The sequence below is a fragment of the Leptospira koniambonensis genome (assembly GCF_004769555.1).
GTDB classification, from domain to species: domain Bacteria; phylum Spirochaetota; class Leptospiria; order Leptospirales; family Leptospiraceae; genus Leptospira_B; species Leptospira_B koniambonensis.
Window position 1 is genome coordinate 16,779 of record NZ_RQFY01000006.1, and the last position, 23,806, is coordinate 40,584.

At 38.8% G+C, this 23,806-nt stretch carries 24 protein-coding genes; 15 read left to right on the plus strand and 9 right to left on the minus strand.

Going from position 1 to position 23,806, the window contains the following annotated elements; all coding sequences use genetic code 11:
- Positions 1 to 50 precede the first annotated feature (50 nt).
- The 8 genes from yajC (at position 51) to EHQ52_RS13635 (ending at position 8,053) form a co-directional block, all read left to right on the plus strand.
- Complete coding sequence (gene yajC / locus EHQ52_RS13600; protein ID WP_135615759.1) at positions 51 to 386, plus strand: preprotein translocase subunit YajC; 336 nt, start codon at positions 51 to 53, stop codon at positions 384 to 386.
- A gap of 40 nt (positions 387 to 426) precedes the next feature.
- Positions 427 to 1,137, plus strand: a complete 711-nt coding sequence (locus EHQ52_RS13605) for an SRP-less Sec system protein (RefSeq protein ID WP_135615760.1) — start codon at positions 427 to 429, stop codon at positions 1,135 to 1,137.
- A gap of 10 nt (positions 1,138 to 1,147) precedes the next feature.
- On the plus strand, positions 1,148 to 3,088 hold the full coding sequence (gene secD, locus EHQ52_RS13610; protein WP_135615761.1) for a protein translocase subunit SecD: 1,941 nt from the start codon (positions 1,148 to 1,150) through the stop codon (positions 3,086 to 3,088).
- Entirely contained in the window at positions 3,081 to 4,019 is a 939-nt protein-coding gene (gene secF / locus EHQ52_RS13615; protein ID WP_135615762.1) for a protein translocase subunit SecF, read from the plus strand. Before secD ends, secF begins: the two co-directional genes overlap by 8 nt.
- Entirely contained in the window at positions 4,016 to 5,287 is a 1,272-nt protein-coding gene (locus EHQ52_RS13620; RefSeq protein WP_135615763.1) for a bifunctional diaminohydroxyphosphoribosylaminopyrimidine deaminase/5-amino-6-(5-phosphoribosylamino)uracil reductase RibD, read from the plus strand. The genes secF and EHQ52_RS13620 overlap by 4 nt, the downstream gene beginning before the upstream one ends.
- Positions 5,272 to 5,880: a riboflavin synthase gene (locus EHQ52_RS13625; protein WP_135615764.1), complete on the plus strand. Its 609-nt coding sequence runs from the start codon at positions 5,272 to 5,274 to the stop codon at positions 5,878 to 5,880. The genes EHQ52_RS13620 and EHQ52_RS13625 overlap by 16 nt, the downstream gene beginning before the upstream one ends.
- Positions 5,880 to 6,551 carry a DUF4328 domain-containing protein gene (locus tag EHQ52_RS13630; protein ID WP_135615765.1) on the plus strand — a complete coding sequence of 224 codons (672 nt, stop codon included), beginning with the start codon at positions 5,880 to 5,882 and terminating at the stop codon, positions 6,549 to 6,551. Before EHQ52_RS13625 ends, EHQ52_RS13630 begins: the two co-directional genes overlap by 1 nt.
- Positions 6,552 to 6,847: 296 nt before the next feature.
- The gene (locus EHQ52_RS13635) at positions 6,848 to 8,053 is read left to right on the plus strand and encodes a bifunctional 3,4-dihydroxy-2-butanone-4-phosphate synthase/GTP cyclohydrolase II (RefSeq protein ID WP_135615766.1); all 1,206 of its coding nucleotides are present in this window, start codon (positions 6,848 to 6,850) and stop codon (positions 8,051 to 8,053) included.
- On the opposite strand, the gene pdxH is transcribed toward EHQ52_RS13635, so the two are convergent.
- Genes pdxH through EHQ52_RS13650 form a run of 3 tightly spaced genes read right to left on the minus strand, consistent with a single transcriptional unit; the run spans position 8,050 to position 10,667 of the window.
- Positions 8,050 to 8,691: a pyridoxamine 5'-phosphate oxidase gene (gene pdxH / locus EHQ52_RS13640; RefSeq protein WP_135615767.1), complete on the minus strand. Its 642-nt coding sequence runs from the start codon at positions 8,689 to 8,691 to the stop codon at positions 8,050 to 8,052. The two genes, EHQ52_RS13635 and pdxH, sit on opposite strands and share 4 nt — an antisense overlap.
- A gap of 5 nt (positions 8,692 to 8,696) precedes the next feature.
- Positions 8,697 to 9,542 carry a prepilin peptidase gene (locus EHQ52_RS13645; RefSeq protein ID WP_135615768.1) on the minus strand — a complete coding sequence of 282 codons (846 nt, stop codon included), beginning with the start codon at positions 9,540 to 9,542 and terminating at the stop codon, positions 8,697 to 8,699.
- A 9-nt stretch (positions 9,543 to 9,551) separates the two neighbouring features.
- Positions 9,552 to 10,667, minus strand: coding sequence for a pyridoxal phosphate-dependent aminotransferase (locus EHQ52_RS13650; RefSeq protein ID WP_100709447.1), 1,116 nt, complete (start codon positions 10,665 to 10,667; stop codon positions 9,552 to 9,554).
- Between the two features lie 324 nt (positions 10,668 to 10,991).
- Between EHQ52_RS13650 and EHQ52_RS13655 the strand changes: the two genes are divergently transcribed.
- From EHQ52_RS13655 to EHQ52_RS13685, 7 genes are all read left to right on the plus strand, one after another.
- On the plus strand, positions 10,992 to 14,021 hold the full coding sequence (locus tag EHQ52_RS13655) for an AAA family ATPase (RefSeq protein WP_135615769.1): 3,030 nt from the start codon (positions 10,992 to 10,994) through the stop codon (positions 14,019 to 14,021).
- A gap of 33 nt (positions 14,022 to 14,054) precedes the next feature.
- On the plus strand, positions 14,055 to 14,537 hold the full coding sequence (gene smpB, locus EHQ52_RS13660) for an SsrA-binding protein (RefSeq protein ID WP_135615770.1): 483 nt from the start codon (positions 14,055 to 14,057) through the stop codon (positions 14,535 to 14,537).
- Positions 14,538 to 15,914, plus strand: a complete 1,377-nt coding sequence (der, locus tag EHQ52_RS13665) for a ribosome biogenesis GTPase Der (protein ID WP_135615771.1) — start codon at positions 14,538 to 14,540, stop codon at positions 15,912 to 15,914.
- On the plus strand, positions 15,911 to 16,543 hold the full coding sequence (gene plsY / locus EHQ52_RS13670; protein ID WP_208653509.1) for a glycerol-3-phosphate 1-O-acyltransferase PlsY: 633 nt from the start codon (positions 15,911 to 15,913) through the stop codon (positions 16,541 to 16,543). Before der ends, plsY begins: the two co-directional genes overlap by 4 nt.
- Before the next feature lie 77 nt (positions 16,544 to 16,620).
- The gene (locus EHQ52_RS13675; protein ID WP_135615772.1) at positions 16,621 to 17,307 is read left to right on the plus strand and encodes a hypothetical protein; all 687 of its coding nucleotides are present in this window, start codon (positions 16,621 to 16,623) and stop codon (positions 17,305 to 17,307) included.
- Between the two features lie 63 nt (positions 17,308 to 17,370).
- Positions 17,371 to 17,583, plus strand: a complete 213-nt coding sequence (locus EHQ52_RS13680) for a hypothetical protein (RefSeq protein WP_100707304.1) — start codon at positions 17,371 to 17,373, stop codon at positions 17,581 to 17,583.
- 112 nt (positions 17,584 to 17,695) lie between these two features.
- Entirely contained in the window at positions 17,696 to 18,628 is a 933-nt protein-coding gene (locus EHQ52_RS13685; protein ID WP_135615773.1) for a DMT family transporter, read from the plus strand.
- On the opposite strand, the gene EHQ52_RS13690 is transcribed toward EHQ52_RS13685, so the two are convergent.
- The 6 genes from EHQ52_RS13690 to EHQ52_RS13715 form a co-directional block, all read right to left on the minus strand.
- Complete coding sequence (locus EHQ52_RS13690) at positions 18,625 to 18,846, minus strand: hypothetical protein (protein ID WP_100709452.1); 222 nt, start codon at positions 18,844 to 18,846, stop codon at positions 18,625 to 18,627. The two genes, EHQ52_RS13685 and EHQ52_RS13690, sit on opposite strands and share 4 nt — an antisense overlap.
- Before the next feature lie 12 nt (positions 18,847 to 18,858).
- Positions 18,859 to 20,073 carry an EAL domain-containing protein gene (locus EHQ52_RS13695; RefSeq protein WP_135615774.1) on the minus strand — a complete coding sequence of 405 codons (1,215 nt, stop codon included), beginning with the start codon at positions 20,071 to 20,073 and terminating at the stop codon, positions 18,859 to 18,861.
- Between the two features lie 148 nt (positions 20,074 to 20,221).
- A complete protein-coding gene (locus EHQ52_RS13700; protein ID WP_135615775.1) occupies positions 20,222 to 20,941 on the minus strand; it encodes a hypothetical protein in 720 nt (239 codons plus the stop codon).
- Positions 20,942 to 20,990: 49 nt separating this feature from the next.
- Positions 20,991 to 21,989 carry an outer membrane protein assembly factor BamD gene (locus EHQ52_RS13705; RefSeq protein ID WP_135615776.1) on the minus strand — a complete coding sequence of 333 codons (999 nt, stop codon included), beginning with the start codon at positions 21,987 to 21,989 and terminating at the stop codon, positions 20,991 to 20,993.
- A 75-nt stretch (positions 21,990 to 22,064) separates the two neighbouring features.
- Positions 22,065 to 23,144: a hypothetical protein gene (locus tag EHQ52_RS13710; RefSeq protein ID WP_135615777.1), complete on the minus strand. Its 1,080-nt coding sequence runs from the start codon at positions 23,142 to 23,144 to the stop codon at positions 22,065 to 22,067.
- 251 nt (positions 23,145 to 23,395) lie between these two features.
- A complete protein-coding gene (locus EHQ52_RS13715) occupies positions 23,396 to 23,806 on the minus strand; it encodes an acyl-CoA thioesterase (RefSeq protein WP_135615778.1) in 411 nt (136 codons plus the stop codon).

Consider the following 23,806-nt stretch of genomic DNA (forward strand, 5'->3'; position numbering starts at 1 on the left):
GGAAAATACTGGTCTCAAAAAGGACCAAATAAGGAAACACAGGTTTCATCATGCTTAGCAATTTTCAGAATTTATTAATTTTAGCCCAAGCAGATCCAGCTGGGGCACAAGGTGGATTTAATACTCTATTATTCATTCCGATCCTATTTATCATTTTGTATTTTATAGTGATCCGTCCTCAAAGAAACGAGGAAAAGAAAAGAAAAACTATGATAGAGAGCCTGCAAAAAGGGGACGTAGTTATCACTTCTTCCGGGATCCATGGCAAGGTGGTAGAATTTAAGGATAATAACGAATCTGTTGTTTTAGCAATCGCTAAGGACACCAACGTTACCTTCAATTCCAGCACGATTTTAAGAAAGAAGGAAAAAGAGAAAGAGGCCTAAATCCCTTTTTCCGATAGTATTAATATAATCGGTGCGACTCATGAATAAGATCCTCTGCCTCCTTCTTTGTATCTCTTTAGCCCTTCCAATTTTTGGACAGGACGGAGAAGAAATCGATTTTTTGGATAAGGTTTCCGAACCTAAGAAGACAACCACTTCTTCCAAAAAGACACCTCTTGCAAAAGCTTCTAGAAAGAAAAAAGTAAAGAAGAACGCAGGTAAAAAGAAGAAGTTAGTCGAGTCCAAAGAGACTGAACAGAAAGAATCTGAGCCTAAGAAAAAAGTAGATCCGGAAATCGCACCGGAAGATCCTACTCAGGGAAAAAATTCAGGAGATCCTAATGGACCGAATGAAACCTCTGAGAGAAATCTAAATAAAGAAGTTTCTAATCCTGAAGTTTCGGCTGAGATCCAAAAGCCTTACTGGTTAAACGAAGAAACTAATTTAAGTCCGAAAAATTTACCTGGTTATAATGCTAACGCTTCTTCTTTACCTAAAGAAGATATTTCTATCAGAGAGAAGTTAGGAGAGATCCTAAAACTCGGAGACGATAAGAAAAAAGAAGAAGAGAAAAGAAAGGCTGCAGAACAAAAAGAACAAGGTGCTATCGCCGGATTTTTCTCTGAACATAAAAAAGGGATCATAATCATAGCAATCATACTTGCTTTTGCTTTATATCAATTCAGAGCCAAAGGCGCACGTGTTAGTAAGCGTTCCCCTGTGACCATCAACAAAGTGAGAAGAGACTAGGAGTCCGAATTTGAAATCTGTCCAATGGATTTTTGTTCCAATATTGGTAGTAGCGTCTTCATTGACGCTTCTTTACCCAAACTTCGCCGAAAGGGAATTGGAACTCGCAGTAAGAAAAGAATTTAAACAATTGCCTGAAGAAACCCGCAAGGATATACTTAGTAATTTTGCGGAAAGATGGAAAACCGATTATAACCCGAAAAGCGACTGGCAGATCGAACCTGATCCTAACGTTTTTCCAGAGCAGGATTATTATCTAGTCAAAGGAAGATTTATCACTTCTGCAAAGATCAACCAACTTTCTCAGGAAAACCAGGAATTGATCTTAGAGCCTAAGAATAAACTTAGACCTACTTTGGTAGAAGAGTATATTTTCGGCGGAAGACCTTTGGCGATCCGTTTAGGATTGGACTTACAAGGTGGAATGAGAGTCGTTCTGAAAGGTGATTTCGACGATTACACTTCTAAATTAAAAGATTCTTATACAAAAGAGATCGAAGAGCTTACTAAGAAAAAAGACGATCCTAGTCTTTCTGAAAAAGAAAGAAAAGAAGCTCAAGACAAACTAAAAGAGATCGAAAGTTATTTCGAATTAACTCCTAGCCGAAAACTTGCAGAGTTAGAAAAAGCGAAACTTATTATCGATAACCGTTTGACCAACCAAAACCTGACAGAGCCTCAGGTACGTATCCAGAAGGACCAAGATTCTATCGAGGTTTCTTTACCTGGTGTTAGTAACTCTTCTCAGATCCTAGATATTATCCGAAACACTGAAACAGTAGAATACAGATTGAGGGAACCTTCTGATTCTAATGCAAACTCCAGAGGAATTTACCACGACGTTATTGAGTTAGAAGAAATGAAACTCATGAACCAAGGTAAAAAGGAAGAAACCGAGATCGTTAAATTCCAGAATATAGTTAAACAGAAACTGGGAAAAGACGAGCAGGATAGATTCCTTGCTGCTATGGAGAAGAAGTATAATATTCCTGAAAAATATAAATTGTATGTAAAATGGTCCAGGGCGAATAACCCTAAGGCATCTCTTCTTCCTAGAGAGTTTGTAGTTCTGGAAAGAGCTATCTCTCTGGACGGAAAGGACATGAGAAACGCTCGTGAGAGTTACGACCAAAATAGACTTTCTTATTATGTTTCATTCTCCTTAACTTCTCAAGGTGCTGAGAAATTTTTTGATATCACTTCCAAAAACGTAGGAAGACAACTTGCTATCGTTTGGGGAGACAAAGTTATTTCTGACCCAGTGATTCGGAGCCCTATCGCAGGTGGTAACGCTCAGATTGACGGAGAGTTCGGTCAAAAAGAAGCAACAGATCTTGCAAATGTGATCAGTGAGGGAGCTCTTCCGATTCCGTTGAACGTTTTAGAGATGAGATTTATTGGTCCTACTTTAGGGATCGAATCCATCGAAGTCGGATTAAAAGCGGTCCTTTTAGGATTTGCACTCGTGATCGTATTCATGCTGATCATTTATAGATTGTCCGGCTTGGTTGCGGATATTGCACTTCTTGTGAACGTGATCGTGCTTATGGCACTTCTTTCCTTGATGGGATTCACTTTGACCTTACCTGGTTTTGCGGGGATCATACTCACAGTGGGTATGGCGGTGGATGCTAACGTTATTATCTACGAAAGGATCAAAGAAGAACTCGCAGCAGGAAAACATGTTTCTGCAGCAGTTGCCCAAGGTTTTGAGAACGCTTTCTGGACGATTATGGACAGTAACGTTACCACTTTGATCTCAGGTATTTTGATGATCAAACTTGGAAACGGACCAATCAAAGGATTTGCGATCACTCTTTGTTGGGGTATCATCACTTCCTTGTTTACCTCCTTATTCTTGAGCAGAATGATCATGGATCTATTGGTAAACAAATTTGGAGTTCGTAAACTCCAGATAGGATTCAAAAAACTGGAGTCCAAAAATGTTTGATTTTATAAAATATAAATACGTATCCATTACCTTCTCTACCATCCTGATCTTAGTCGGGTTTGGAGTTACCTTTGGAAAATACGGCGGGTTCGCTACTTCTTTGGATTTTGACGGAGGTTTAAGAGCCGTTGTTGAATTTCCAGAGAATGTAGAACGTAAGAACTTAGAAGAGTATTTTTCTTCTAAAAACTTAGAAGCTGTTTTGGTCTTAATGGATAAGGATAAAAACGATTACCAAATCGATATAGGCCTTGGTTCAGTAGACCAGATCAAACAACTTTATATAGAAAAAAAAGGTAAAGATAGTCTAGAAGCGAAACAAGCTTCTGCGATCGATGCTCTAATCGGACTTTTACAAGAAGACTTTAAATTAGAAAAAAAGAAAATTCTCTCTGCGAACCAAGTAGGTTCAGTAGTGGGAGCTGAGTTGACTTCAACAGGGATCTCTCTTTTGAGTTTAACACTTTTTTTCATCATGATCTATTTGAGTTTCCGTTTCCAATTCAAGTTTGCAATTGGGGCGATCTTGGCTCTAATTCATGACTTGGTGATCACGATTGCATTCATAGGATTTTTCCAAATTAAGCCGAGCGTTCCTATTATCGCTGCTCTTCTGACATTGCTCGGATATTCCATCAACGATACGATTGTAGTGTTTGACAGGATCCGTGAAAATGCTGGGAACTTAAGAGATACTTTCTCTCAAGTGATCAATATTTCTATCAACCAAACTCTTTCCAGAACTTTCAATACTTCAGTGGCGACTTTGATCTCCGTGGTTGCGATTATTATTGGTGGAGCGGTGGAGTTATATGACTTCGCTTATGTTCTTACCTTCGGGATCATTCTCGGAACATTCTCCTCAGTATTTATTGCTGCACCTCTCGTAGACATCTACGATACTCTAAGTAAGAGGTGGAAACGCTCTTGAGTTCTGGCCTCCCGGATCGGATTCGGGAGGAATTAACTCGCTATTCCTTTATCTCCACCGGATATTCTAGTCCGAATCCTCCGGTGGCCTGCGTTTTAGAAGACGCAAATACTCACCAAATTTTAGCCTCCGCTTCCACACAAAAAAACGGACAAAACCACGCAGAAAGGGAAGCATATCGTCTGCTTCGAGAAAAATTTCCTAACGGAAAACTCCCCAACCATAATGCTTACGTAACCTTAGAGCCTTGCTCTCATTATGGTAAAACTCCTCCTTGTATTGATCTGTTCTTAGAAGAAAAACCACTTCGTTTGGAATACGGATGGAAGGATCCGAATCCTTTGGTTTCTTCTCATTCCGGTTTGAACAAATTAACAGAGATCGGTGTTGAAGTTTTAGAAAATACTGAGTTAGCCGAAATCTCTTATAAGTTTCTGTTTGGTTTCAAATCCAGGATAGAAAAAAGAAGGCCTGCTTTTTTACTCAAAACTTCTCTCAGTAAGGAAGGTTATTTCAGTTCAGGAGAAGGTCTCAGGGAAAAAATATCTTCTTCCGAGTCGGATGTATTTGTTTCTATGCTAAGAGCAAAAGTAGATGCGATCTTGGTCGGACCGAATACTGTCCGCGTTGATGACCCAGGTTTAGATTTTAGAATACCTTCTTCTTTGCCGAAGGCCGCGCCGAAAATTTTAGATGGAGCGGTAAATTCAAATATCGGTAGGAACTCCTACAAAGGGTTTTCTGGGCTTGTCTCAGAAGTTTTGGGATATTCTTCCCATCCGGAAGTTTTTCAGATCCATAAAGAAAAAGAGAAGGATTACCAACCACTTAGAGTTTTCTTTTTACCTGATCAAAATTCTATCAGTCAAAACTTTTTAGAAAAACAAAAGAACATCAATGAAAGGATCGAGAAAAAAAATGCCGCATTCTTCTTAGATGAGAAAAAATCTTATGATTCAAATTTTTTAAATACAATACAAAACCTTTCTAAGTTTCCATTGGAGAAGGTTTCTTTCTCCGATATCTCCAGAATTTTAGAAGTTTTACATTCTTGGGAGATCAACACTGCACTCGTAGAAGGTGGAAATTTTCTATACAAACTATTTTCTCACATACTTTCCGAAGATGATGCGATCTTACAAATCAGATCGAATACTGTTTCTTTTCCAAAAGGAATCTTGCCTGAATGGAAGGGAAAATTTTCCATGGAATGGAAGGCAGAACTTGGTTCTGATCTTTGGGAGCTGGGAAGATGTTCACAGGATTAATAGAGACTACCGGAAAAATTGAATCTGTCCAAGACACTGGAGATGGGAAAATTTTTAAAGTATCCGCTACTTGGAAAAATCCCGATCTAAAAAACGGGGACTCTATTTCGGTCAACGGAGCATGCCATACCGTTACTTCTTTCCAAGACTCTGGGAACAAATTCGAATTTTATTCTTCTTACAAAACTTTAGAGCTCACCAATTTTGGAAGTTTTCAAGTTGGAACAAAGATCAATTTGGAAAGATCAGTACAGCCGCATACCAGAATGGGTGGTCATTTTGTGACTGGTCATGTGGATCTAACAGGTACCATTCTTCTCTCCGAAGAAAAAGATTCGGGAAAGGTGAGAAGGTTCGTAATTTCTCATGATCCTTCTTTCACTAAATATTTTGCGGTCCGAGGTAGCGTGACTGTGGACGGAATTTCTCTCACGATCGTGGATTCCAAACCGGGAGAATTCGAATTGGTTTTAATTCCGGAGACTCTTATAGTCACTAATGCTTCCGAAGCATGGAAAGTAGGAGCTAAAGTAAACTTAGAAGTAGACTTGATTGCGAGATATCTAGAACAGCTAGTTAAAGATCGGAACTAATGATGGAACAAATGAAACCAAATGGCAAAAGAGCAAATATTGCTCTTATCTTAATACTTATACTACTTGTTTTGGAAGTAGTTTTATTGGTTTTATGGTACTTGCAATACGATCTGATACAAACGGCAATGAACGGTGAAGAGATTTCTTCGGAGGTTGCTGAAACAAGTGATTCGATAATCAATATTATAAGTATTTTATATATGATCCTTTTTATCGTTTCAGCTGCGACTTTTTTACGCTGGTTTGTAAGAGCATACCAAAATCTCGAATTATTTTCAGAAGATCTTATATACAATCAAAAGCAGGCTTTGTGGGCGTGGTTTATTCCAATCTTAAATTTGCTTAGGCCATACGAGATAATGAAGGAACTTTATACAGAAACAAGAAAGCTGCTGGTTAGATATGAACCTAGTAATTCAGAAAAAATTGCTACCACTGACTATTTATCTCCTTGGTGGGGACTTTGGGTTATAAGCAATATTATAGGTCAAATTTTACTTCGCTTTCCATTCAAAGTGGAGACCATGGAAGGGTTAAATACGTTCATCTTAGTGAATATAATAGCCCACTTAATTGCAATTCCACTATGTATAATAGCTGCAAAAGTTATTAAAGATTATTCTTACATGGAAACTTTATTGGAAAAGGTAAAGATAACGAATTCTTAAGTTAAAGTTGAGACTCTCCGCGTCTTTACGCCTCTGTGTGGGACAAAATCTATCTTACTATTATTTTCATGCAGAGCCACAGAGAATAGAAACATTGGGTCCGGGGGTAAGGACTAAAAAGTTCCCCGGAGAGGGGGAAGCGAAAGACGCGTAGCGGCTGAAGCGTGGGGGAGGCTTCCCCCAACCCATTCCCAAAACCGTATCCTTGGTTCGAATTACCAACTATCAGTCTCACTTTTCCGAGGTGGCTCCGATTTATCATGGAAAAAAAACAGTCCAAGAAATGAGGTGGAATCATGATCGGCTCCATTGAACAGGCAATCGAAGATATAAAAGCGGGGAAGATGATCATTCTCGTGGATTCCGAAGATCGGGAAAACGAGGGTGATCTGGTTTGTGCCGCCGAATTCACCGACAAAGAAAAGGTGAATTTTATGGCTACCTATGGAAGGGGCCTAATTTGTTTTCCTATGGAGGGAGACAGACTCAGACAACTCGGTCTGAATAGAATGGTGGACGACCTGAGTTTGGGCGACAAACACGGGACTGCATTCACAGTTTCCGTTGACGCTAAAAACGGAACTACTACCGGGATTTCCGCCCAGGATAGAGCGACTACAATCCAAGTTTTAATAGATCCTAAAACCACACCAGGCGACTTAATGAAACCTGGTCATTTATTTCCTTTACAAGCGGTTTCGGGAGGAGTGCTCAGAAGAGCGGGTCATACGGAAGCATCTGTAGATCTTTCAAAACTTGCAGGCCTTTATCCTGCTTCTGTGATCTGCGAGATCATGAATGATGATGGAACAATGTCCCGTCTTCCTGATTTGGAAAAATTCGCAGAGAAACACGGACTGAATATTTACACCATCGAAGATCTGATCCGTTACAGAAGGAAAAAAGAAAATCTAATTCATCTGGAAGTAGAGACAACTCTTCCTACTGAGTATGGAGATTTTTCTGTCAGAGCTTATTCTACTATCATAGATGATAAGGTCCATGTTGCATTAGTAAAAGGTAAAATTGATAAAAACGATCCTATAATGGTCCGTGTACATTCTGAGTGTTTTACCGGGGATATTTTCGGAAGCGGACGTTGTGATTGTGGACCTCAACTCCATTCTGCTCTTTCTATGATCGCTCAAGAAGGGAAGGGTATTCTTCTTTATATGAGACAAGAGGGTAGAGGGATCGGTCTTATTAACAAACTCAAGGCTTATAATATGCAGGACCAAGGTTTGGATACTGTAGAAGCTAACGAGAAATTAGGATTTGCTCCTGACCTTCGCGAATACGGAGTGGGTGCTCAGATCCTAAAAGATATTGGAGTTGGTAAGATGAAACTTCTTACCAATAATCCTCGTAAGATTGTTGGTTTGGAAGGTTATGGTCTGGAAGTTACGGATCGAGTTCCTATAGAGATCAAACCTACAGGAAATAACCATCACTATCTATTCACTAAAAAAATGAGAATGGGGCATTTACTCGGACTGAACTAAGGTTGTAGTCTGGTTTTTGCCCAAGAGCCGCTTTCTTTTCGGAATAAGATCCGATCATGTAAGCGGCTTCTTCGTCCCTGCCAAAATTCTATTTCAGAAGCTTCTAATATATATCCTCCCCAGTTTTCTGGTAAGGGTACGGTTTTGCCTTCGTATTTTAGTTTTAGCTCTTCGTAATGTTTATCTAAAATAGATCGATCAGTTACTGGATCACTTTGAGCAGAAGCGAGTGCGCCTATCTGGCTTGCAAATGGTCTTGAATGAAAATAGTTTTCTGAATTTTCTCTGGAAAGTTTGGAGATCTTTCCTCTGACCCGGACCTGTCTTTCTAATTCCGCCCAGAAAAATACCAAACAAGCATTCGGATTCGATTCTAATTCTTTTCCTTTGGCGCTTGTATAATTTGTATAAAATTGGAATCCTTCTTTTTCGATACCTTTTAGAAGAACGATCCTTGCGTCGGGCATTCCATCTTTTCGAACGGTTGCCAATGTCATTGCGGTAGGTTCTCTTACTTCTGAATGAACTGCTTGGTCGAACCAAGTTTTGAAAAAATCGATGGGAGAATCTCCGATATCTTTTTCGTCCAGAGAAGCTTTACTATATTCGTTACGGATATCTGAGATCTTATTTTCCATATTTCTTATAGAATGAGATCTGCCCAGTTGGGAAGTAAACCTGAATTTGAAAGCATCCTACCCAGAAATGTCAATACTAGGCCGATCGAAAAATACACTCCCATCGGGATCGGAACTTGTCTTAAACTTTCTCCTTTTTTTCTTTTCAGGATAGTAATAATGATCGCTATCCCATAGGAAGAATTTAAGAAAAAGATCCACCAAGGATGCATGCTTAAAAATGCAAATGCTGGAGCGAATATTGCGTCAGCAAATCCCATACTTGTTGGAAATATAAAATAAATTAAGAAGAACACAGCGGAGAAGGAAACGTATACGATCAATTCCGCTTTGCCAGGAACAGAATCGAATAATAGATAATTTGCCAATGCTCCAAACAAAACGATAAAAGGCAAATTTTCGTAATCCAGAGAAAACTTTTTAAAGTCTGTGCTTGCCGCGACCAATAGATGTCCGCATAAAGCAACGAATGCAAAACTACCTAATAATTTTCCGGAAAGAAGAAAGGAGACTACAAACAATAATCCGAATACTGCCTCGCATAAAGAATATAAAGGATTGATTGGATTCTTGCAGTTGCTGCATTCCTTTTTAGAGATCCAATATCCAAATACCGGAATGATGGAAGCGCCTTTGATCTGAGTTCCACAGGATTCACACGCAGAAGGTTCTATTAAGATTTTCTTAAATCTGAAAAGTTTGGATCCTATCTTTCTTTCTTTTCCATAATAGAATCTGAGGATCCTATAAGCCAGGGTAGAATAAAAACTTCCCATGGAAAAGGAGACTAAAACGCCTCCAATCCATATGAAAAAGATCAAATATGGGAATTCGGAATAGTACTCCGCCAAAATTTTCTCTTAAGAAGCCAGTTCTTTTAGTGCTGTTATTCCGCGTTTCAGATTCTCCCATTCGGAAGCAAAACTGATACGGATATATTCTTTGGAATCTACGAATATATAACCAGGCACTAAGATCAGGCCTTTTTCTTTTACAGCTCGTACTACAAAATCATCGTCCTTCTCCTTTATTTTTAAGAAGAAGTAAAACGCACCGCCACTTTTTTTCAGCTGGTAATGGTCCTTTAGATTTTCGTAAACGTAATCCCTTTTTTCCTTATAATCATCTATATAAGGCTGCATCTCTGTTTTGAGAGCTTCTATTCCCATCCACTGGGTCACGGAAGGTGCACAAACTAAAGTGTATTGTTGTAGCGTAGTTAATGTTTTTATAATAGGAGCAGGAGCAACTATAGATGCAAGTCTAAGTCCGGTCATACTATATGTTTTGGAAAATCCGGAAAGAGTGATCGCTCTTTCGTAAAAAGATCCAACAGATAAGAAAGACTTATCGTAATCGAATTTCTCGTAGATCTCATCTGAGATCAGATAAGCTCCAGTTTTTTCTGCAAGTTCTGCAAGAGCAGTTAATTGTTTTTTAGTTAAAACAGTTCCAGTAGGATTAGAAGGAGTGGAGAAGATGATGATCTTCAACTTCTTGTCCTTGAATACATTCAGATCTTCCGGTTGGAAATCTTCAGAGATTGTATTCATCTTCCCGCCATAAATTTTAATATAAGCAGGATACATTAAGAAGTGAGGAGTTACTACAAGACATTCATCTCCTTCGTTTAAAAGAGAATTGAAAAGTAGTAAAAACGCGGAGCTGATACCTGAAGTAACTAAAAGGCGATCTGGACTTGCGTAATCGATCCCGTTTTCCTGTTTGTATTTTTGGGAAAGAGCTTCTTTCAGTTCTGGAATTCCTGCGGTTAAGGTATAGGCAGTTTTTCCGTCACGTAAAGCTTTGACCCCAGCTTCTACAATATTGGGAGGACAAGGAAAATGAGGTTGTCCAATGGAAAGATTGATCGGGTCTTTTAATGTCCCGGCAAGTTCGAATGCTTTTCGGATGGCTGAGGAATCCAAACCTTGGATTCTTTGCGCTAGTACATAATCAAGGGTACTCTGGCTCATATAAAGACTCTAATGAGAAACCCGTTTGCCGAACAAACTGAAATTGGGTGATGTGTAGAAAATTTTCACGCAGAGAATCATGGCACGCAGAGAATCATGGCACGCAGAGGCGCAAAGACGCAGAGAGGTGTTGATGTTGGAGTTCCTACATTGTTTCAAATTTTTATACCTCCGCGACTCGGCGGCTCTGCGTGAGACCTTAACGCTGCGCCTCAATACGAACCTCTGCGTCTCTGCGTGATCTAGTTGGAGTTCCCAACCAATCGTTCTCAGAAATACCGAAATGAGATTGCCTCGGAATTCCACTTTCCGGATCTTGGGGACATGGATACAATTTCAATCGCCGGCATCAAAGTACCTAAGTCTAAATTAGGAAATAACTCCGGCTCTTTAGGTTCTGATCTGGTGGAAACAGATTCCACGATCAGGAATTTACAAAATATTCTGTATCCTCTTCTGGAATCTCGCCCTGTGCTTCTTGTTGGAGATGCTGGGGTAGGTAAAAACGCACTTATTTATTATATTAACTTCAAAAGAAATCATCCAACTGCAAGATTTAGTTTTAACGAAGATACTCTTCCAGAAGATCTGATCGGTTCTTATCGTTTACTTTTGGATGGAAAAGGTTTCGCTTGGGGAGATGGCCCATTAACTTCCGCTGTTAGAAGTGGTGCAAGTTTTGTGGCGGATGAGATGAACCTTTGTCCACCTCATATCATCAAACGTTTTTCTACAGTATACGAATCCAATTATCTAGAGCTGATTGAAGGTGATGGAACTCGTATCCATGGAGCAGAAGGTTTCAATTTTATAGGAACCCAAAACCCTTCGGAAGGATTCGAGGGACGTAAGCCGCTTCCTTTCGATATCACAAGATATTATTCTACAGTATTTATAGATCCTCATACTCCTGACGAGATATTGTTCATCTTAGGAAAATTATATCCGAATATGGACACAGATATTCTCAAATCCTGTATCCGTATTTCTTTAGAAACTGAGACAAAAGTTGTTTCTGGTAGTTTAGGAAAAGGTGATTTAGAAAAATATCACTTCAATATCCGAAATCTTAAAAAACTTTGTAATCGTATCCTGGCTTTAAAAGCAGATCAACCAGAGCTTAGATTTAGAGAACTTTGGAATTTTTACGTAGAACCATTCCGTAAAGAAGAAGATCGTAATGCACAAATTGAACTTCTTCTCAAGGAAACTGGATTAAAATCCAAACCGAATCTCCCTGAACCTAAATTTGAAATTCATAAGGGATCCTTATTCTGTAACGATAAGGAAATCCATGTTACTAACGAAAATACTGCAAAAGAAATTCTATCTTCTGTTCCAATGCCTTTGAAACTAAGAGAGTTTGCGGAGAAGGTTTACTCTGCAGTCCAATTCAAAGAAAATGTTCTGATCGAATATTCTGAAGAGCAAGATCCTCAGCTCATTCTGCCTTTATTTACCGAGATCAGTGGTGTTCCTTTGGAAGCAGTTCATCTTTGTAAAGGGATCCATACTGCGGATATTATAGGCGCTTTAAAACCGATTGCCGGTTCCCAAGTAGGTTGGGTAGATGGTCCTCTTACGAAAGGGATTCGTGAAGGTGGAAATATCCTAATCACAAACCTGGAAGCAGCGGGTGCCGAACTAGTAGAAAAATTGAATATGCTTACAGATGATGCAAGAGCACTCGTTCTTCCTCCTGAAAGTTCTGAAGATAAACCTCTTTCTTTAAAAGAGGATTCTCGCATCTTCGCACTGAAATTATTCAGAAAGACTAAATCTACTCCTACTATTTCCAGAGCATTCCGTAACAGGTTTACTTCTGTCCTATTCCCTGAACTGGAAGACAATGCTACACTTAAAGAAATTCTAAACTTCTATCTCCCTGAAGGAGATCTTGTCTCTAAAATGGCGGAGTTCCATATTAAGATTAAGGATCTTGCTAAAAAGAGAACCATCGGTTCTGCAAATTTAATGCCTTATACATTCGGACTTTCTAATCTTCTGCAATGGAAGGATCATATTCTTCGTTATGCAGATGAGTCTCTCGGAAAAGAGGGCTTGAGAGAGATCGCTTTCCGAGGTGGAAAAATCGCTTACTCTAACCAGGTCTCAGATCCAGGAGAAAGAAAAGAGTTGGAGAGAATTTTAGAATTCTCCTTATCAGGAATCGAGATTGTATCGGACTTCTTCCAAACTTTGGAGGATAAGAAAAAAAAAACTCTGACCCCTTCTACCGAAATCGAAAAGAAACGTTGGTGGGATCCTGAACTTCATAAGAGAGAACCTCTTACTGGAAAAGCTGAACTTAAAAACTCTGGAAGAGAATTAAGAGAAGGCCTGGAGATCAACACTCCTGAAACAGGCGGTCAAAGAAAAGAAGGACCGGATGCCTGGTACGGACAAGAGACCAGAGGAAACATGGGCCAAGGTGAACCTGCAGGCGGAGGTGGAGCCTGGGGTTATCGCACGGAAGAATTATACAAAGCATTCCTAGCAAAACGTAGGATACTTTGGGAATACACAATCCAAACGAGCATCAAAGAATTTAAAGAAGTATTCGGACGCAGTTTGGAAGAAGTAGAACTGAATTTGGAAAGACTTTTTGATCCGGAGATAGATATCAACCGGATGTACAGAAGTGAAGGTTCCCGCATTGACACTCGAAAATATATATCCTTTCTTTCCGGAAAAGGGGACTCCAAAGTATTCGATAAGACCACAATCGATAAGGACGAAGAAAAACTAAAAGGTGTAGAAGTCGCCTTCCTTGTTTCCAAGTCCCGCAGGATCTTCAACTTCGAATATTCTGTCGCTACATTATCCGCAATGCTTTCCAGCGCCCATATTTTGGATGAACATGACGTAAACTTCTCCGTAACAGCTTATTCTGATAGAATGAACCGAAAAGACAGGATTGATTTGGTTCAAGTGAAACGAATGGACGAATACTTCGATTCCAAGAAAGAAGAGGAGATGTTCGATTCTCTACGTGCTGACTGGCAAGGGGATTCAATTGAAGAATATCAGCTCCTTGAACAGATAGAATCCTACTTTTCCCCGGAGGCCCAGACGAAAATACTGGTTATGATTTCGGACTTTAGGGGACAAAGGGGTAAAACGGAGATCGAACACGAGATCCAATCCCGAGACAATAAACGTCTAAAGGCAGAGATCCTAAAACATTCGAATAAAAATTACGTGTTTTTGGGTGTGGGACTGGGACGCAGATATATTGCGGAGCATTTATTTCCGGATTCTATCCAAATCACTTCCGAAAACTTTTATAATATGCCGAATTTAATCGGAGCGGAACTGGGAAGATTGATCCTCACTCACCATTCTTCCCGATAACGGCAAACGCGGGTATCTCCGCGCCTGGGAACTATGGCAACGAAGAAGGAAAAAGACAATAGCCCTCAACCTCTGGTAAATAAAAAAGCCAAGTTTAACTTCGAGTTGATCTCATTCATCGAAGCAGGCATAGTTTTGTCCGGATCCGAAGTCAAAAGTCTTCGAGAAAAAAAAGCAAACCTCACTGATGCATTTGCAAAGATAAAAAACGGAGAAGTTTACCTGGATAGTTTTTCCATTACTCCGTATAAGAACGGGGGATATACGAATCATCCTGATATTCGCCCACGCAAACTTCTACTGAATAGAAAAGAGATAGATAAACTAGATAAACAGATCAAAGAAAAGGGATTGGTGCTCGTCGCTACTAAAGTATATTTTAAAGAAAACCGTTGGGCGAAAGTGGAATTAGCATTAGGAAAACCTAAAAAACTCTACGATAAACGGGAAGATATGAAAAAAAGCGACGCAAAACTGGAAATCGCGAGAGCGATGAAGACCAAGAATTACTCCTAAATGTCCTCTAAAAAAAGAGTTCCAATTATTAGCATTGTAGGGCGCCAGAATGTTGGTAAGTCCACATTATTCAACGCACTTCTCAAAAAGAAATTAGCGATCACGGAAGATTATCCTGGTGTGACGCGCGATGTTCTCCGTGCCCGTGTTTTAAGTCCTGAGAAAGGTTTAGATTTTTTACTATGTGATACTCCTGGTCTGGATATCGAAAGACCTGAAAGTCTGGAAGAAGCAGTTCTTGAAAATGCTTTCAGACAAGTTGCAGAATCTGACCTTGTAGTTTTTCTTCTAGATCTACATGAAGTCACTTCTTATGATTCCAGACTCATCGATAAATTCAGGAAAGATCCGGAACTGAATCAGATCCCAGTATTGTATTGTGTAAATAAAGTGGATCATCCAGAAGACGAAGAAGACCTAGATTCTTTTTATAAGATGGGTCTGTCGGAAATCCTACCAATTTCTGCTATAGGAAGAAGGAACCTTCCACTTCTTTTGGAAAAAATTGCATTCTTACTTCCAACCGCAAAAAGAAAAAACCAAACTACGGAAGAAGGAGAAACTCCTTCTGTTTCTACTGAAGACTTCAGTCTTGCAATCGTAGGAAAGCCGAATGCTGGAAAATCCAGTTTATTAAATGCACTTTGCGGATATGATAGAGCAGTTGTGAGCGAGGTTGCTGGAACAACTAGAGACTCTGTGGATACAACCGTTACTTTTGACGGTAAAAAGATACGTATCACTGATACCGCAGGTATCCGTAGAAAATCGGATAAAGCAGAGGCTCTTGAATTTTATTCTTACCAAAGAACAAAAAGAACCATCGAAAACTCGGATGTGGTTATCCATCTTTTAGATGCGCTCAAAGGTTTCGGAGAATTTGATAAGAAGATCGTAGGAATGCTCCAAGAAGAAGGAAAACCATTCTTACTAGCTGTAAATAAATGGGATGCAATAGAAGATAAGGATAATGATTCCTTTAAAAACTACCAAGAACGTTTATACTCCAGGTTTCCTCTTTTAAGAGAGATTCAGATCATCACTTTAAGCGCTAAGGAAAAACAGAGGATTCATAAGATGATGGAGATGACCATCGATCTTGCGGCTCGCTCTAAGAAAAAGATCTCCACTTCTGAATTGAACCAATCACTTAGAGCTTGGATGGCAGAAGCAGGTAGGTCCTTCTCCGCAAACAAACCTCCTAAAATGTTGTATTGTACCCAAGTTTCTGTTTCTCCATTTCATTTGATCTTATTCGTAAACCATATAGATTATTTTAAATCCAATCTATTAACTTTCATTAAGAAGAAGTTAACTGAGAAGTATAATCTAAAAGGGATCCCAATCCGTTTAGAATTGAGATCTGATCGAAAATGAACGAACTGTATTCATACTTTTTACCTGCATCTTTTCTTTTAGGCTCTATTCCTTTTGGATTTTTAGCAGCTAAATTGAAAGGAATAGATATCAGACAAAAAGGAAGTGGAAATATCGGAGCAACCAATGTTACTCGTATGCTTGGTTGGAAGATTGGACTTCCAGTTTTACTTTTAGATATAGCAAAGGGGGCAGTTTTTCCACTCGCGATCCGATTGATCTACGGAGAATCCCAAGAATACCTTTCTCTTTTTTGCGGAGTGGTCGCTGTTCTTGGTCATATGTTTTCTCCCTTCTTAAAGTTCAAAGGGGGGAAAGGAGTGGCGACTAGCTTCGGAGTATTTGCAGTACTTGCTCCGGGACCAATACTGATCACTTTGATCGTATTCTTAAGTTTGAAAAAGATCTATGGGTTTGTATCTATAGGCTCCATCGGAGGAGCAATCACTCTGCCTATTTCGTATTATCTGCTTTCTTTACTAGAAGAAAAAAGTTTTAATACACCTATCTTTTGGGCCATCCTATGTATTAGTTCTACAATCTTGGTTTTACATAGAACCAATTTGATCCGATTGATCAAAGGCCAAGAGTTTGCTTCCGATAAAGAGAAGTATAAAGACCAAGAATAAAGTTTTTCTAAAATTTTTAAGAGTCAGTTTTAAGCTTGAATTCGGGAATGATCCGATCTAAAAATCTTCCTTAAGGTATGATTCACAAGGAGATAGACGAAAACCGTACCAGAGAAGAGAAGATCGATAGTCTAAATCGGTTCTTACAAGCTCATCCTTTGGCAGAGATCCAAGACCTGTACAAATGGCTCTATTACGGGGAATTCGGAGAGATCGCCATTCAGGAATTTTATACTGAAAAGAAAAATGCTCCTGCTCTTCATTCTATGTTGGAAGAGTTAAGATTCGACGGAGATAATAATATTTCTCCTGAAAATGTCTGGGAACCACTCGGTTTTTCCCAAAGATACCTGATGATCTATCTTACACCTTATTATAATATGGAATATCCATTGATGAGAGTTGTAAATCTTATTCAAAGATCTTCTGCTTTCCAAGGTTATCGGATGAGATTCAAACTAGATTGGATCTTACTCAAAGACGAGATCGTTTCTAGGAATATTGGATTTTCCAAACAAGACTTTATCAATTTCGAAGACAGGATCCAATTTCATCAATTGCCTGAATTGGACTTCTCAGATACATTCAAACAAAATTATCCTGCTGCTAAAAGGATTATCGCTGGTAAATTATTCTTCGAATATTTTCCAGAATTTATAGGTGAACCAAGAGGATTCACATTACTCGAGGATGAAGCAGGCTCTTCCATTCCAGAAGAGGAAGAAGAGATGGTTTATCCTCGTTGGGAAGGTGAGGCATTGTGAAAATTTATTTCTTTACAAAACTTCCTGAATAGTCTAAATTTTGTAAAAATAGGATTCGCAGTTATGTTACAAGAAATCAACGCAGCCGGAAGCAATAACCGAGCAGCCCAACAATTCTCCCAATCCGAATTCACTATCCGTAATATGCCGGATCGTCTTCACCCGCTTAGCAATATGGACACAGTTGTTACAGCGCCGAAGAGTCTCGCCAAGGTAGGCGTAAATACCGACGATCAAATGACACGCAGGGGTTATCTAATCGATCTAAATGCATGATCTTTCAGATACAGTCTAAATCGAAAGGAAAACCCGGCACTAAGGCCGGGTTTTTTATTATACTCCTCTTCAAGGAGAGAACAAAAAAACTGGTAATGAGGCAGAACTAGGGATGTTCCAAAATCAATCTATAAAATTCTTTATCCTACTCGTGATCGCCATGGTGAGTTGGGGATTCGCTTGGCCTTCCGCAAAATCAATCGTGGGCACGGAACCTCCGATCGTAATTGTATTCTGGAGATTTTTAGCAACAGCGCTTTCTCTCGTTCCGATCTTGATCATCAGAAAAGAATCAATCGCCTTACCTGATAAAAAAGGATTACTTCAAGTTGCGATAGGCGCAGTATTATACACAATTTATAATCAATTCTTCTTATTAGGACTTAGCCAAGGTTTGGCCGGAGCAGGTGGGGTACTCGTTACTACGATGAACCCGATCTTCACCTATATCTTAGTCCACACATTCCAAAGGAAACTTCCTTCCGGAAAAGAATTCATAGGTTTATTCATAGGATTAACCGGCGGATTTTTACTTTTAAAAATTTGGGAAGGAGATTGGACATTACTGTTCCAATCGGGGAATGTTTACTTTTTACTCTGTGCGTTCAGTTGGGCCATCCTCAGTATGAACAGTCATAGCACAGGACAAAGAATGTCTCCTATGGTTTACAGCTTTTATGTGTTTAGCATAGGGACAGTTTTGGATCTATTTCTTGCATTTCCATATGACCTAAGTGGAGTGACGGATAATGATTGGAATTTTTGGGTACAACTACTTTATCTTTCCGTAATATCTACGACTTTTGGGACAACAGTGTATTTTTATGCATCCAGTAGACTGGGATCAAGAACTGCGAGTTCATTTATATTTTTAGTTCCGGTCACTGCACTTTTAGGAAGTTGGATCTTTTTGGGAGAAGAGCCTAAATTGAGCACATTACTCGGTGGATTGTTTGCAGTCTCTTCAGTGATTATATTGAATAGAACACAAGGTAAAAAAGAAGAAGTTCTGGCAACGGAAGAAGAACTAGAAGTTCCGAATTAACCCCAATTACTTTTGTAAAAATGTTTACCTTTAGGAGCTACCTGGAAACCTTCCGGGTGCTCCACTATCAGACTGGCCTCTTTTAGATCTTCTAAATGAGGTCTCAAATTCCATTCGGTAAGAGAAGTATTCAATTCCAAATCCCTCATTGTAAGAAATCCTCCTTCGGAAGACGCCCTATAAATATCCTGCAAGATTTGATTCTCAACGCTACTCATTGAAACCGTTTTTTAGTATAGGCGAGGAGCGGTCACGTCCAAAAATACATAGGCACCCGTTTCTACTTCTCTACTAAAAACGATCAGATCTTTGACTGCGTCGCTATCAAAGTAACGCTCACTCATTCCCCAGTCATCGGGCTTTCTCATAGAATCTCTAAGCTGCCTATAAAAGTAGGGGAGATAAGACCAATTTTTACCGATCCCATGACTTGTTTCTCTAAAAGAATCTTCTCCTGTTCTCATATAATAAGGAGATAATTGAGTTCCTTTAGAATCGGTTATATAGACCCTATGGATCTCTTTAGAAGATTGAAAAACTGTATAAGCATCTATTAAATATCTATTAGCTATTTTTAATACAGGAAAGGGATTTAGAAATTCCCCTAAAGTCAGTCTGATCTTATTTTCGAAATTCAGCTCTTGTTTAAGTGCTTCCATCTTTTTCTGATGAAAAAATTTCACCATTTCTTTGATGGATAGAGAAGGCTCCTTACCTGTGGAAAGTTCTGCTCCTGGCCTCAAAAGCAAAAATCCCTGTAGGAATCTTGCTCCACCCTCTAATGCAAAATACAATTCCTCTTGGGTTTCTAAACCTTCGTACAGGACGGAAGCTCCTAAGGAAAAGGCGAGGTCGCGAATATGTTCTAATACTTTTCGCACCGATGGAGAACGAGAAGATGCTCTGATTAATCTGAGATCTAATTTTAAAAAGTCCGGGCGGAGAAGTCCCACTCTTTCTATACCGGAAGCCTCCGATCCCAAATCGTCCAGAGCGATCTTGAATCCATACGCGCGTAGAAGGTCTACTGCAATCCTTAAGGAATCTAAACTTCCAGAAAATTCTTCTTCAGTGACTTCTAAAATGATACGGTTTGGTTCTATTCCATATTCTCTGGTTAATCGTAATAATCTGAAGGAATCAATCCTTTCATTCTCCAATTCTCTATAAAGACGATTTGGAGAAATATTTAAGAATAATTTAGATTGGTCCGGATGAATTTTAAGTTTTTCTAATGCTTTTCTCCAGATGTTTTCTTCTAAATCTCCAAGTTCAGAATCGGATAGACCAGCCTCAGCAGAGAATAAATAACCCGCAGAAACAATATCATCTCCATTCTTTTTGCGGGCCAAAACCTCATGAGCGAAAATTTGCCCATCTTCCACTGACAAGATCGGTTGGAAAAATGGGATAATATCCGTTTCCTTGCCGATTACTTGATTCATATTCGTTATATCGAAGGATCTATTTGTTATATCAAATGGAATCTATAGTCGGAGGTCGTTTTGATTCGAAATCATTTAATATAATTAAATATATTTAATATATATAAACTCAGAATACCTATAGAACTTGGAATGAGCTTAAAATCTTTTATTGGCTTGGAGAAGTATTATTGAGAACGGAATATTCTATAATTTCACTAAGAACTTTTTCATCAGAGATCGCAAAAGCGGATCCCCAAAATAGAAAAGGCCATCCGAACCAATGTTTGATCTCGGTTACAGGGATATGTATTTGCTCGATCCGATTTTTTAGATCTGTCCTTGAAATTTCCAAGTCCCATTCTTCCTTAAAAAATCCGGGGAATAGCAGAAGAGAAAAAGAAGATAAATATAAGGACCAATGTATTCTCCGCGAGAAACCTCCGATTTTAATGGTTACGGTAGAAGAATAATTTTGATCGTCCGATGGGTCAGGTGAATCGTAAAAACAATTTAGGCTTTTTTCGGTCTTACATAACTCGGTTGCAATATTCGAAATTTGTTGTATAAACCTTTTTTTTCTAGGAGGGTAATACTTAAATACAGAAGTAACCCCGCCTTCGGATGCAAAGTCTGCTGGCATCCAGTCCTTTATCCATGACTTGCACATATTAACATTTTCTGCGCAGTCCGCTGATTTATCTCCCTTGCGACAAATCTCTGTGCATCTATCTCCTGCTAAAAAGACCAGAAGTCTTACGGGTTTTATCGAATCGTATTGGATCTGTTTCGAAGGGGTAGGAAAGGACGTCATGGACCTATAAATACATCCATAATTAGAGAATATGATAGTAAGTAAAAGAAAGGATCGAATTACCATGCTGATCATTCTATATAATTCGAGTCCCTTTCTTTTGCTATTAAGATTAGATATTGATTTAATTCGGCTTTTTATTTTTTCCCTTTGGCACTATGATCTGAAAATCCTGATTTTCGGTTTCCTGTATTTTTTCAGATTCAGGGAAAGCGTTTCGGAACTCATTCATCTGTCTTTCGTTATATCTATCGGCGGCATTGATCACTCTATATAAATGATCTTCTTGTTCTCGATTGAAACGAATAGAATTAGTTGTAGCAAAATCATCTTCCATAAAGTCCACAAGGAAGAATCCCGCCAAAAAGTCTGCAAGCTCAGTATAATGAACTTCAACTTCGGCTCCAATTAAGACCAATCCTACTTTACTTCCAGCACTCCAATAGTCCCTATAATTTACGTAAAGAGGGTTGCTTGGCATATGTACAAAAAAACCGTCCCAAGTTCCGGCATATGCTCTTCTTCCAGTTCCGATCCTTCGTCCATGGATTGCGGCTCCTCCAAATCCAAAAAATGCATATTCAGCCGAAGATTCTTCTGAAATTCCCAAGTTTCTTTTCTGAGACCAGCCGAAGGATACTGTCTTTCCCGCATATAAAGTTGTTTGAATAGCGCGAGTATACCAAACGCTTGCACCAATTTGGGGGCCGACCATTACGTTAACACTATATATATCAAACAAATCTAATAAACGATCCGGAATATACCATGCCAATCTTTCGAAAAAACCGCTCTCTTCTGGGGATCTTCTGGAAAGACCTGGTCCCAATGCATTGTCGTATTTGGTTCTTCTTTGCCAGATTTCAGGCAATTTATCCCACAAAAGTTCTGCTTTTGCGTCTTCAGGATAGATCCTGAAAACTGCTCGCAAGGATTCAGAAGCTTCTCCGTATTTTTTTTCCTGGATTAACCGTTCCGCATCGTTTAATAGATATTTAACGGATGCATTTACGTCCTTATATGCTGGAGCAGATGCACAATTTATAATCGAAACATTTAAAAAGAATAATATTAGAGTTACAAAATATATTCTAATGTAGGACAAATTTTTTCTGAGATTCATTCTGCTCTCTTTCTTTTGAAATTTTGAGGCGATCCATTTAATTTTCGTAGTACCAAAATTGATATAACCCCGTTCTTAATATTTATATCCGAATTCTAACCCGATTTGAGATCTGGTATCTCTTGAGTTCGGGAAAGGACCCATAGGTGGAGCGAATGAAAATAATAATTGCGATACATCGCTTGAAATTGATAAGCCCCCAGTAGATGGTACATCTGCTTCCTTAACTCTTTGCATAGAATCTTGGTATGCGAACGAAATTCTAAGAAAGGAAATTTCATTGATAACGTATTTATATCCTAAAGATGCTCGGAAACCTTCTAACTCACTTTTTACGAGCCCACTTGATTTCGAAGCAATCGGAATAGAAATTATAGACACAGAGATATATTGATTTTCGTATTTGGAATCGTTTGCAAAACTCTTAAAGTATTCGAAACCGAAATCAAAACTCGAAGCCGGAGATAGGTTGAATTTGTAATTGAGTCCAATTACTGCGTTTCCAAAAGTTTCCGTAAATTTGATCTTCTCATGATTCAATGCGTCTATCCCGGAATAGGGCATTCCACTGGAAACTCCGACATACGGATAGGGTTTTGAAGAAGTAGTAAAGATGTTTCCGTAAGCCTCGACACCAATACGAAAAGCTAAATTTTCTAAATATTTATTCGGTGAATTTTCGAAGAAGAAAAAATCAGTAAGAAAAGCAACCCTCGAGGTGGCTAACTTACTGCCGGAATAAGTCCTGAAAGATAGATCGGTAATATTTACCGGGAAACCCATAGTTGATTGAGAATTTAGGGTCATTATATCATTAAGCTTATTACTTCCGGATTTTAAATCTGCGTAAGACATGAAATAATTCGTTTTAATAAAATTACTATGCCTGATATCGGTTTCCCATTCTATTCCCTGACCTTGGAAATTTGAAATGTTAGGCTTTACGAATTCATTAGAGCCGGTATTCATTTGGTTGATCACTCTAGAATTAGAGAGGCTCATTGCATTATTTGCTGTAGCGGAGTCTACGGATACATTTGTAATTCTAATTTTAGAAACAGTATACCCTTCTGTTGTTTGGTCCGTATCTTTTGAATATGCGGAAGAGCTAAGTAAAAATATGCAGAGTAAGGTCCAACAATTAATATATCTCAAAAGAAATGCCTCGGTGCGCCTTTTTGAAAGCGAATGACGTTAGAGTTACTTTGAATTAAGTTCAGAATTCAGTTTTTACCTCAATCATTTATATAAAAAGTAATGCAAAAAATGGAAAATAATCATGTCAGTGGCGATTTAGGCATGTATAATTTAGGATTTATCAAATATCGAATATACGTTATCCCAAATGCGGTATATCGTAGTTTCTAAAATTTTGGCAAACCTCTAATTATAAAATACATAACTTTCTATTTAAACACTTCCATGAACTTCGCAGGACGTTTTCGATTTAGATCCAATAAAGTCCATTCAGTGTTTGCTTGGCAGGCAATTTTACCATTCGATAAAAGTATTTTCTGTTCGAAGACTGCTCTTGTGGGAGAAGTTAAAACCAAAGCTGATTCGATTGTAATCTCTTCTGGATAAGAGATCTCTTTTATAAATTTCAGATTCAAATTTAAGATCACGGGGCCAAAACCTTTGTCTGCAAATTCTTCCATGGGAGCTCCCCAATCTCTCATCGCTCTCATTCTGGCTTCGTCCAAATAACCCTGATAATTTTTATTATTCACATGTCTATTTGCGTCTAACTCGTCCCATCTCACATTTAAAGAATGTTTATGGCCTTCTCTGATCTTTTGTGTTTCTACAGTTTCCAT